This is a genomic window from Sphingomonas sp. SP3, from assembly GCF_058514305.1.
In genome coordinates, this window is the sequence record NZ_JBZSOE010000001.1 from 2284953 (window position 1) to 2295960 (window position 11008).

General features: G+C 65.1%; 11 protein-coding genes and 1 pseudogene. 6 read left to right on the forward strand and 6 right to left on the reverse strand.

Annotated features, from left to right (window positions below):
• Positions 1–9 precede the first annotated feature (9 nt).
• Genes AC4K8G_RS11965 through AC4K8G_RS11975 form a run of 3 tightly spaced genes read left to right on the forward strand, consistent with a single transcriptional unit; the run spans position 10 to position 2544 of the window.
• Positions 10–474 (forward strand): DUF1203 domain-containing protein, encoded by a 465-nt coding sequence (locus tag AC4K8G_RS11965; protein WP_491734366.1) that lies wholly within the window; start codon positions 10–12, stop codon positions 472–474.
• Between the two features lie 46 nt (positions 475–520).
• Positions 521–1588, forward strand: coding sequence for a bifunctional transcriptional activator/DNA repair enzyme AdaA (locus AC4K8G_RS11970; RefSeq protein WP_491734461.1), 1068 nt, complete (start codon positions 521–523; stop codon positions 1586–1588).
• 56 nt (positions 1589–1644) lie between these two features.
• Positions 1645–2544 (forward strand): CPBP family intramembrane glutamic endopeptidase, encoded by a 900-nt coding sequence (locus AC4K8G_RS11975; RefSeq protein WP_491734367.1) that lies wholly within the window; start codon positions 1645–1647, stop codon positions 2542–2544.
• Between the two features lie 4 nt (positions 2545–2548).
• Here AC4K8G_RS11975 and AC4K8G_RS11980 read toward each other — a convergent pair whose 3' ends face one another.
• Together AC4K8G_RS11980 and AC4K8G_RS11985 are read right to left on the reverse strand one after the other, a co-directional pair.
• Positions 2549–4042 carry a tetratricopeptide repeat protein gene (locus AC4K8G_RS11980; protein WP_491734368.1) on the reverse strand — a complete coding sequence of 498 codons (1494 nt, stop codon included), beginning with the start codon at positions 4040–4042 and terminating at the stop codon, positions 2549–2551.
• Positions 4043–4150: 108 nt separating this feature from the next.
• A complete protein-coding gene (locus tag AC4K8G_RS11985) occupies positions 4151–6313 on the reverse strand; it encodes a primosomal protein N' (protein WP_491734369.1) in 2163 nt (720 codons plus the stop codon).
• 50 nt (positions 6314–6363) lie between these two features.
• Here AC4K8G_RS11985 and AC4K8G_RS11990 point away from each other — a divergent pair, with 50 nt between their 5' ends.
• Complete coding sequence (locus AC4K8G_RS11990; protein ID WP_491734370.1) at positions 6364–6666, forward strand: hypothetical protein; 303 nt, start codon at positions 6364–6366, stop codon at positions 6664–6666.
• Here the strand turns inward: AC4K8G_RS11990 and purC are convergent, their stop codons facing one another.
• The 3 genes from purC to AC4K8G_RS12005 form a co-directional block, all read right to left on the reverse strand.
• The gene (gene purC / locus AC4K8G_RS11995; RefSeq protein WP_491734462.1) at positions 6667–7446 is read right to left on the reverse strand and encodes a phosphoribosylaminoimidazolesuccinocarboxamide synthase; all 780 of its coding nucleotides are present in this window, start codon (positions 7444–7446) and stop codon (positions 6667–6669) included.
• Between the two features lie 141 nt (positions 7447–7587).
• Positions 7588–7773, reverse strand: a complete 186-nt coding sequence (locus tag AC4K8G_RS12000) for a hypothetical protein (protein WP_491734371.1) — start codon at positions 7771–7773, stop codon at positions 7588–7590.
• A 24-nt stretch (positions 7774–7797) separates the two neighbouring features.
• Positions 7798–7962 (reverse strand): hypothetical protein, encoded by a 165-nt coding sequence (locus AC4K8G_RS12005; protein WP_491734372.1) that lies wholly within the window; start codon positions 7960–7962, stop codon positions 7798–7800.
• Positions 7963–8122: 160 nt separating this feature from the next.
• Between AC4K8G_RS12005 and AC4K8G_RS12010 the strand changes: the two genes are divergently transcribed.
• Positions 8123–9097 carry a LysR substrate-binding domain-containing protein gene (locus tag AC4K8G_RS12010; RefSeq protein WP_491734373.1) on the forward strand — a complete coding sequence of 325 codons (975 nt, stop codon included), beginning with the start codon at positions 8123–8125 and terminating at the stop codon, positions 9095–9097.
• An 844-nt stretch (positions 9098–9941) separates the two neighbouring features.
• Complete coding sequence (locus AC4K8G_RS12015; protein ID WP_491734374.1) at positions 9942–10295, forward strand: hypothetical protein; 354 nt, start codon at positions 9942–9944, stop codon at positions 10293–10295.
• A 4-nt stretch (positions 10296–10299) separates the two neighbouring features.
• Here AC4K8G_RS12015 and AC4K8G_RS12020 read toward each other — a convergent pair.
• A pseudogene (locus AC4K8G_RS12020) lies at positions 10300–11008 on the reverse strand (hypothetical protein); the annotation flags it as partial.

Consider the following 11008-nt stretch of genomic DNA (forward strand, 5'->3'; position numbering starts at 1 on the left):
GATTTCAACATGGCCTACCGAATCAAGGGAATGGACCCCACGCCATATCGGCCTCTGTTCGGCCTCACCGACGATGAACTGGCGGAGCGTGGCGCGGTACGGATGACCGTGGCCGATCCGACCTTTCCGTGCCGCGTCAGCCTGACGGACCGCGCGCTGGGCGAGAAGGTGCTGCTGGTCAACCACGTCAGCCACGACGTCGCCAATCCCTATCGCGCGAGCCACGCCATCTTCGTTACCGAGGCGGATGAGCAGCCGGCCGAATATGTCGACCAGGTTCCGCCCGTGTTCGAGAAGCGGATCCTCTCGCTCCGTGGATTCGATGCCGACGGTATGATGGCCGACGCGATCCTGACCCAGCCGGGCGGCGCCGACGCAGGCATCCGCCAGCTTTTCGCCAACCCCGAGATCGAGACGATCCACGCGCACAATGCGACCCGTGGCTGCTTCTCCGCGCGCATCGAAAGGAACTGACATGGCCAGCCTTGCACATGATATTGTGGCGCCTAGATCGACGATGATGGACAATGTCTCGCGCCTTGATGCCGACACTGCCTGGGCAGCGTTCATGCGCCGCGATCGGAGTTGGGACGGCAAGATCTTCGGCGCCGTCCACACCACGGGCATTTACTGCAAGCCGAGCTGTCCGGCGCGCCGGCCCAAGCGCGAGAACGTGACGTTCTACACGAGCGCGGAAGAGGCTCGTGCGGCCGGCTACCGGCCGTGCCTGCGGTGCAAGCCCGACGAGGTTGGGCGCGACCGCGAAGCGGTGGCAAAGGCCATCAAGATCATCGAGCAGGCCGAAGAAACGCCCAACCTTCAGGAACTGGCGGATGCGGTGGGATATGCCCCGCACCATTTCCAACGCCTGTTCAAGCGCGATCTTGGCGTGTCGCCGGCCGAATATGCGCGCGGGCTTCGCAACCGCCGCACCGAAACTGCGCTCAAGGTCAACGAGCGGGTTACCGACGCGGTCTACGAAGCGGGCTATTCGAGCCCGAGCGGATTTTACAGCGATGCAAAGGAGCGGCTCGGCATGACCCCATCGGCATGGCGCGACGGCGGGCGTGGCGAAACTATCCGCTGGACCAGTTTCGACAGCCCGATCGGCCCGATGCTGATCGCCGCCACGTCCAAGGGAATCTGCCGGCTGACCTTCGACGACAGCGAGGAATCGCTGCGCCGGCTGTTCCCCCGGGCAACCGTCCTCAAGGACGAAGGCGGGCTCAAGGATCTCGTCGAAGGCGCGCTGACGGCGATCGAACGCCCCTCCATGGCGCATGAATTGCCGATCGATGTCGCCGGCACGGCCTTCCAGGAAGCGGTGTGGCGGGAGCTGCGCAAGATCCCGCTCGGCGAAACCCGCAGCTATGCCGAGATCGCCGCGGCGATCGGCCAGCCCAAGGCGGTCCGCGCGGTCGGCACGGCCAATGGCGACAATCACGTCGCGGTGCTGATCCCGTGCCATCGCGTGATCCGCAGCGACGGCACGCTCGGCGGTTATGCCGGCGGGCTCGACCGCAAGCGCCAGCTGCTCGCGGCCGAAGGTCACACGTCGGCGTCGCCGGAGCTGCCGCTGGTCGAATAAGCGCTTGCCGCTGCCTCTCCGGTCGGCTCCAACTGCCGAAAACCGGGGAGGAGCGCATGGCGAGCGAGGCGACAGTGAGCGGCGATAAGCCGCTGTGGCGGAAGATTGTCGATTTCCCGCTGGTGGCGATGCTCATCGCCGCAGGTGTCTTCATCCTCGGCGTCATCGCCGCCGTCGCCATTGTGAAATATCTGATCCCGGCGGTGCCCGGCCTCGACTTGCAGATGAAACTCTACCTGGTCGCCGTGCCGATCCTGCTCGCGCTCTATATCTTCGTCATCGCCAGGCTGGGCGAGCCGAAACGCAACGATTTCCGCGACCCGAAATGGGCGCGGCACCTCCTCCTGGGGTTGGTTGGAGGGGTGGTTATCTTCTCCATAGCCGTCGCCATTGCCGGCGCGCTCGGCATCTATCGGATCGTCGGCATCGGCAGCTTGAACGGCCTGCTCGGGGCGTTGATCGTACCGACCATAGGCGCCGCGGTAACGGAGGAGATGTTCTTCCGCGGCATCCTGTTCCGTTGGATTGAGCAGTTCGGAGGCAGCTGGCTCGCCCTGCTGCTGACCTCGGCTTTCTTCGGCGCAACGCATCTTGGAAACCCAAACGCGACCTGGATCGGCGCTATCGGGATTGCGTTCGAGGCGGGCGTAATGCTCGGCGCCGCTTATATGCTGACGCGCAGCCTGTGGCTGCCGATGGGCCTCCATGCCGCGTGGAATTTCACGCAGGGTGAGGTGTTCGATATCCCGGTGTCCGGCACTGAAGTTCACGGCATTGTAGATGCCCGGCTATGCTGCAATCCGCTTTTGACTGGAGGCGGCTTCGGCCTCGAAGCTTCGGTGATCGCAATGGTCGTGGCAACGGCGGCCGGAATCTGGTTGCTCTGGCGCGCGATCCGCAAAGGCGAACTAAGAAATCCGATGTGGGCGCACCGCCGGACCGCCGACGCGCGCTAGCGACCTATTTTCCTGAGCTTGCCGGCTTGGTCTGACTGGAGAGTTTTGCCTGGAGCGCCGCCAATTGTTCCCGCGCCGCTTGCCGAAGCGGCGACTCATGCGGATCGTTGGCGATGGGAATGAGCATCGCGATTGCCGCTCCATATTGCCCTTCATCGGCATACTCATCGACGAGCATTTGCCTCACGCCGCTGTCGCCCGGCAGCTTCTCGACAGCTACGGCCAAGCCCTCAACTGCATTCGCCGGCACCCTGGCGCCAGTCGCCTTAAACCCTTGGTAGAAGGCAACGTAAGTCTGCGGATTGTCGGGATCGGCCTTGTTCGCGGCCATCGCGAGACGCCGTGCTTCCGCCGCTGCCTGTAACCGCGCCTCGCCGGCCATGGTCATGGCCCGCTGCGCAACCAGCAAGGATTTGAGGCTCATTCCGCCGGCATTCGAGGGCTGCACGGCGAGCAAGCGATCGACCGCCTGCTCGGCCGCCCCCGCGTTGCCGCTGGCCTTTTCCGCCTCGCCTAGGAGGTAAAGCGCGTAAGGATCGTTCGCATATTGCGCCGCTTTTCGCCGGATCTGGCCGAGTACCTCGGCGCGCTTTTTGCGCTCGATCTCACGATCGCTGGCCTTCCGGTATTCGTTCACGTCGGCGTCGTTGAACGCGATCGTTTCCGGGATCAGCGCTGCCTCCGCAGCGGAGACTGGCGTCTCGCGCTGGATGACGGGCTCTTTGATGGGAACCTTGATCGGTTTGTAATCGAACCCGCCGCGCGAAATGTAGACGTGCGCCTCGCGATTGAGTTCGCCGAGGTCGCCGAACGCCTTGGCGGCTTCGGCCGATGATTTTCCGGCGGTCAAGGCGGTCAGATATTGCCGCAGCTGAGGCGCCCGCTCCTTCGAAAAGGTGAAGAAGTGCGTCATCGCCCAACCTTGGCCGTACCAGTCCATGCGAACCTTCTCGGGCGGCTTCAGTAGTACTTCCGAAACCGGAACCCAGACCGTCGCGATATAGTCTCCGCGATACTTGGCCGGGTACCCATAGGCGATCTTGCCATCGGGCAATTCCTTGCTTGCTCCGATCAGCTCGGCAAAGCCTTCGACATACCAGGGCGGGTATACGGCCGGAAAATATTGCAGCATGAAATGGTGCGCATATTCGTGGTGCAGGACGAGTTCAGCCGTGAAGTCACCGCTGGCCGAATAGGCCTTCCGCAATGTCACGGCGTAGGGACCGAGCACGTTGCTGGAATAGAAGCCCGCGATACCTTCATTGTCTCCGCTGCGCGCAGCCTGGACCTGGCCTTCGTCGCCCATCTCGTAGATCCGGACTTTAACCGCTTCGTCATCCATCGGCAGGCCGGTCGCCATGCGCATCAGCCCGTCAATTTTCTCGAGGCCGGTGGCCAGCTCCGTGGCGCGCTTGTCGCTGCTTTCGCTGTAGATGATGAAATGCGCGGTCTCGAACTTCCGCCAAGCGGCGTCCGCCGGCGTGGCGGCGATCGCCATTGCTGCCGCCAGGCAGCAGTACTTTACCCTCATATCCCCTCGCTCTTCGGCAAGCCTGTTTAGCAGCTTGCTAGGACGCTTATCAACTCCTTCAATCCATGAGGTTTTTCAGAGGAAACTATAAGGATCGACATCGACGCTGACCCGGACCTTTGGGCTCCATTCGATGCCCGCGAGCCAGTCGCGGATCACGTCCTGGACGTCGAGACTTCGGCGCGCATGGACCAGCAGGCGCTGGCGGTGGCGGCCCCGGAGCATCGCCAATGGCGCGGGGGCGGGTCCGAACACGACCATCCCTTCGACCTCAGGGGCAGCGTGACCGATACGGCGCGCAACCGCTTCCGCTTCGGATGCATCTTCCGCGGACACGATGATCGCCGCGAGCCGTCCGAACGGCGGCATCGCTGCCTCGCGTCGCGCCTCGGTCTCGGCCGCGTAAAAGCCCGGCGCATCGCCTTTCACGAGGGCGGCAATGACAGGCGCCTCCGGCTCATGCGTCTGAACGAAGACTCGGCCGGGCTTGTCGCCGCGTCCTGCACGCCCGGCGACCTGTTGGATCTGCTGGAAACTGCGCTCGGCTGCGCGCAGGTCGCCGCCGCTGAGGCCAAGATCGGCATCGACCACCCCGACCAATGTCAGGTTGGGGAAGTGATATCCCTTCGTGACGAGCTGCGTTCCGATGACGATGTCGATCGCGCCGGCATCCATCGCGCCGACGAACTCCGCCGCTTTCAAGGGCGACCAGATGGTGTCCGAGGTGACGATGGCGGCTCGCGCGGTCGGAAACAGCTCCGCGACCTCGTCGGCGATGCGCTCGACCCCCGGTCCGCAGGCGACGAGGCTGTCTTCTTCGGCGCACTCGGGACAGGCCTTGGGCGGAGGCATCACATGCCCGCAATGATGGCAGGCGAGGCGGTGCATCAGCCGGTGCTCGACCATCCAGGCGGTGCAGTTCGGGCATTGGAAGCGATGCCCGCAGTGCCGGCACAAAGTCAGCGGCGCGAACCCGCGGCGGTTGAGGAACAGCAGCGATTGCTCGCCCCGCTCGAGATTCGCCTCGAGTTCGGCGACAAGCGTAGGCGCGAGCCAGTGCCCGCGCGGCGGCGGGTCCTGCGTAAGGTCGATGGGGCGAATCACCGGAAGAGTCGCCCCCGCGAACCGCTCGGGCAGGCTCACTTCGCGGTAGCGCCCGACATCGACCATCTGCCTGGTTTCGATGGCCGGCGTCGCAGAGGACAGGATCACCGGAATTTCTTCGAAGAGGCCGCGCATCACCGCCGTATCGCGGGCGTGATACTGGACGCCGTCCTCTTGCTTGAAGCTCGGCTCGTGCGCTTCGTCGACGACGATCAGCCCGAGCTTGGGGTAGGGGAGGAACAGCGCTGAGCGCGCGCCTACGGTCACCTTGGCTTCGCCGCTGGCGATGCCGCGCCAGGCACGACGACGCTGTGAAGAACGGAGCCCGGAGTGCCAGGCCACGGGCTGGCAGCCGAAGCGCGCCTCGAACCGTTGCAGGAACGGTTCGGTCAGCGCGATTTCGGGAAGGAGCACCAGGGCCTGACGCCCCTGCCTCAGGCATTCCGCGATCGCTTCAAAATAGACCTCGGTTTTGCCCGAACCTGTGACCCCATCCAGCAATACCGGGTCGAAGCCTTTGCCGATCGATTTGGCGAGGCTCGCCGCGGCATCGCGCTGCTCATCGTTAAGTTCAGGCGGCGCGTATTCAGGGTCAGGGCAGGCGAGTGCGCGGTCGGCATCGATCGTCACCGCTTCCAGCGCGCCCGCGTTGACGAGCCCGCGCATCACGCTGTCGCTCACCTCGGCCTGGTCGGCCAGCTCGCGGATCGTGCCTTGCCGCCCTTCAAGCGCCGCGAGGGCCTTCTCGCGTTGCGGTGTCACGCGATCCGGCACAAGGCCGGTCGGCCGGTACTCGGTGAGCTGTCGCGGGCCCTCCAGCGCGGCGGAGGAGGGCAGGACCATCCGCAACACCGACGCGAGCGGGCTTAAGTAATAATCCGCCGTCCACTCGCACAGGCGGCGAAGCGGCGCGGAAATGGGCGGTGCATCCATCAGGCCAGCGAGCGGCCGGAGGCGGTTGTCGCCGACTTCCTCGGTCTTCAGCCGGTCAGGCTCCCACGCCACCCCCAGCAGCTGGCGCGGCCCCAGTGGCGCAACCACGATTGCGCCCGCTTCGACAGGCATGCCGTCGGGCACCCGATAATCGAGCGGCCCGAGCGCTGCATTCAAGGTAACGACACGGGCGCGCTTCATCGCTAAGGCAGATGCGGGCTTAGGGGACGTCTAGCAAGAGGACGTCGCTCATGATTGGAAGACGCTGGCACGGCCGAATCCCGGCGGCCAAGGCTCGGGATTATCTCAAGCTGATGAAGGACGTGGGTCTGGCCGACTATCGGTCGACCGAGGGGAACCGCGGCGCCTGGTGCCTGCACCGGCGCGAGGGCGACGTGGTTCACGTGGAAATGTTCACCCTGTGGGACGACCTAGGCGCGATCCGGCGCTTCGCCGGCGATGAACTGACCAAGGCCAAATATTACGACTTCGATCCGGACTATCTCCTCGAGCTCGAGCCCGAGGTCACCCACTTTGAGGTGATCGAATCCTAGTTACTTGCCGCGCTTCTTGCGGTGCTGGTCGAAGTCCAGGACAGCGCTTTCGTCTTCGGGCTGAAGCAAGCCGAGGCGGCGCGCCACTTCCTGATAGGCTTCCTCGACGCCGCCGAGGTCCTGCCGGAAGCGATCCTTGTCGAGCTTCTGGTTGGTCTTGATGTCCCACAGCCGGCATCCGTCGGGGCTGATCTCGTCAGCCAGGATCACACGGCTGTAATCATTGTCCCAGACCCGCCCGAACTCGAGTTTGAAGTCCACGAGCCGAATGCCGATCGCGGCGAACATGCCCGACAGGAAATCGTTCACGCGGATCGCCATGTCGGCGATGTCGTTCATCTCGTCCTGCGTGGCCCACCCGAAGCAGGCGATATGCTCGTCCGCGATCATCGGGTCGCCGAGCGCATCGTCCTTGTAGTAATATTCGATGATCGTCCGCGGCAGCTGAGTGCCTTCCTCGATGCCGAGCCGCTTGGACAGCGAGCCGGCGGCGACGTTGCGCACGACAACCTCAATAGGAATGATCTCGACTTGGCGAATCAGCTGTTCGCGCATGTTCAACCGGCGAATGAAGTGCGTCGGCACGCCGATCGCAGCTAGCGCCGTGAATACGTGCTCGGAAATGCGATTGTTGATAACGCCCTTGCCGCTGATCGTGCCGCGCTTCTGCGCGTTGAACGCAGTCGCGTCGTCCTTGAAATATTGGATCAGTGTGCCCGGCTCGGGACCCTCGTAGAGGATCTTGGCCTTGCCTTCGTAGATTTGGCGGCGGCGAGCCACGGTCAGCGTCACTCCAGGGTAAGGAAAGGAGCGGGGGCTATAGGCGAGCCAACTCGTGTCGGCAATTCGGTCAGGGCAGCTTGTTTGCTGGACAAAAAAGAGGAGCGCGGGGCGTGCACCCGCGCTCCTCCGAAAGCGCCGTTATGCGCGGCGAACTCGTTTCTTTGCTGGAGCCCAGGGAGCGCTCCATTCAATCCGATGCAGCACCCGAAGGCTCTCGCCGAGGGTTTGACCGAAGCCGCCAAGGGCGTCGGCAAGGCCGGCATTGATGTCGGCGCGTGCGGCCTGGTAGCCGCGATCAAACATTTCATCGATCATCGTGACCATCCTTTCCTGTTTCGCGCGGGGGCTTCAAAGCGCCACCGGGAAGGCGTCGAAGAAATCGTTGGCGGGGTTGAGTGCCCGCTCGACCAGGGCCAGGCGACGGGCTTCGTCGAGGCCCTTCCACGACTTTGCCGTCGAGCGCCGAAAGGTCGCCTGTTCACTGGGCGCACGGGTGCTGAGGCCATAAGTCATGGCTTGGTTTCCTTTACCTGTTGTGGGCCGCCGGCGAAGGGGGCTGGATAGGGGAGGGATCGTCTCCGCCAGCGGCTGGTAGTCTATGTACAAATCCGGCGATCGTTTCGCCAATCAAACACTCGACAGATGCTATAAATTGAACTTATGAACTGAGCTTATGAGGCGGCTTCCACCATTGGCTGCGATCCGTGCCTTCGAGGCGGCGGCGCGAACGGAGAATTTCACCGCCGCCGCGGCCGAGCTGGGGATGACCCAGGCCGCGGTGTCTTATCAGGTCAAAAGCCTGGAAGAGAGGCTGGGGGCGCCGCTGTTCTTGCGCGAAAAGGGCCGCGCGAGGCTTACGCCTTTGGGCGCCCGGCTGCTGCCAGCTCTGTCCGGCGCGTTCGATGCCATTGAAGCTGCGTTCGCGAGTCATCGGCAAGAGGATGAGTCCCTGCTGACGATCTCGACTACGCATACCTTCGCCAACACCTGGCTCGCGTGGCGGCTTGGCGCTTTCCAAATGGAGCATACCGATCTCGCTGTCCGGCTCACTACCAGCAATGAACTGTGCGACCTGCGAGGCGGTGACGCGGATGTCGCTATCCGCGCCGGCGGCGGCAATTGGGAGGGTCTGGAGGAATATCGACTGTTCGAGTCGAGCTTCACCCCTATGGCCAGCCCGGAGTGCATTGCGGAGGTTGAGCGGCGGCTCGGGCGCAAGCTTGATCCCCGGGATATCCCTCATCAGCATCTGATCAATCCCGGCGACGATTGGTGGCAGCAATGGTTCTCCGACAATGGCGTGCCGGCTGACGAGGCCGTCCTGAAGCGTCCCGGGATCCGGCTCGAGAACCAAGCCAATGAAGGCCATGCCGCGATGGCCGGTCAGGGGTTCGCCCTTCTGACACCCTTGTTGTGGAAGGGTGACGTGGCGGCCGCCCGACTTTCGATGCCATTTCCCGACCGCGTTTCGGCGAGGGGCTGGGCCTATTGGCTGGTCTACCCGAAAGAGCGCCGCATGGTGCCCAAGGTCAAGCGCTTCCGGGAGTGGCTGCTCGCCGAGATGGAGAAAGCCATTCGGGAGGCCGACGGCGGATGGGGTCATGGGGAAGGGCAAGAGCAGCAGATCCAGGCTCGCATCTCGACCTGATTAAGGGCGCGATGGCGGTAATTTACGCCCCTGAAGCCAGCCAATTCTTATCACAAGTTTACTTTTCCGGCCGAGTCGCTGTCTCAATGCGGCACAATTGCCCATCGCCCGTCGGTTAGTTTTCCATTATAGTATAACCACTTAACGATTCCGCTTGCGTAACGGGAGGAATCGTCGTTCGGCTGATACTACGCTGACAAACGACCAGTGCGCGTCTCCTAGGGGCGATAAGGAGCGCAGATGGGGCCTGTGGCATCCCAATTTTGTAATTCGGCTCGCATGCGGCGCGGGATGCTTCTGTGCGCTTGCGCAGCCGCAGCGCTCCTGACGCCGTCGCTCTTCGCCGCGCCCATTTCGCCGCGCCTTCCCGATCCGGTCAGCAACCACCAGGACAATCCGGCCGGTGCACCGCCCCCCTCGTTGCCTGCCCCTCACCCCGGCGGCGGCACGTTGGACATTGGAATCGACGTTCCTTCGACTCCTGCTTCGGGTCACGACAAAGACGGAACCATCGATCCGGGGTCAGTCCTAAACTCGCTGCCGCCTGGGCTTTCGGGTCAGTCCCCGGTCGAACAGCTTCTCCTGACCTCCAGCGGCGCACCGCCGGCCGAGCATGCGCGCGTCGAGAACGGCGCAATCCTGCTCACGGCAAGCGGCAATAGCAGCGCTAATCACGGAAATTCGGGCGGTGGTCCGCCACCGGCGCCAGAGTCCTCGCCCGGCTCTGGTAATAGCGGCGGGCCACCGCCCGATGCAGGACCACCATCAACTCCCGGGAATGGCAACGGCAATGGACCGCCTGCGGATGTTGGCCCCCCATCCAACCCGGGCAGTAGCGGCGATAATGGCCCCCCGCCTGACGCGGGTCCGCCGGCCGATGCAGGACCGCCACAAGATCCGGGCAATGGGAACGGCCCACCGCCTGACGCGGGTCCGCCCGCTGATGCAGGACCGCCGGCCGGTGCAGGACCGCCACAGGATCCGGGTCCACCGCCTGACGCGGGTCCGCCACAGGGTCCGGGTAATGGGAACGGCAACGGTCCGCCGCCGGACGCGGGGCCGCCGGCCGATGCAGGGCCGCCGGCCGATGCAGGGCCGCCGGCCGATCCCGGCGGCTCGCCGCATGATGGCGTTCCTCCGGGTGACCCGTGCGCGATGGGCAATGGAAACCCCTGTGGCGGCAACAATGGAAACTTAGGCGATCAAGGCAATTCCGGCGGATTTGCGCCCCCGCCGCCGCCGCCGCCACCTCCGCCGCCACCGACGGAACCACCTCCACCGCCTCCGCCGCCGGGCAGCGGCAACGGGCCGCCGGACGGCGTGCCTCCGGGCGATCCGTGCGCGATGGGCAACGGCAATCCGTGCGGTGGCAACAACGGTAATTCGGGCAGCCAGGGAAATTCGGGTGGGCCGCCGCCACCGCCGCCACCGCCGCCACCGCCGCCGCCGCCGCCACCACCACCACCACCACCGCCTCCACCGCCACCGCCGCCGACGGAGCCGCCTCCGCCGCCACCACCGCCGCCGCCGCCGCCACCACCGCCGCCGCCGCCGACGGAGCCGCCACCACCGCCGCCGCCACCACCGCCGCCGGGCGATGTTCCTCCGGGCGACCCGTGCGCGATGGGCAATGGCAATCCGTGTGGCGGCAACAATGGCAACCCGGGCAACCAGGGGAATTCCGGGGGGACGCCGCCGCCTCCACCGCCGCCGCCACCGCCGCCGCCTCCGCCGCCTCCGCCGCCTCCTCCGCCGCCTCCGCCGCCGCCACCGCCGCCGCCGCCTCCACCGCCGCCACCGACGGAGCCGCCGCCGCCACCGCCGCCACCTCCGCCTCCGCCGCCTCCAGCGCAGCCGCCGCCGCCACCGACGGAGCCGCCGCCACCGCCGCCTCCGCCGCCGCCACCGCCG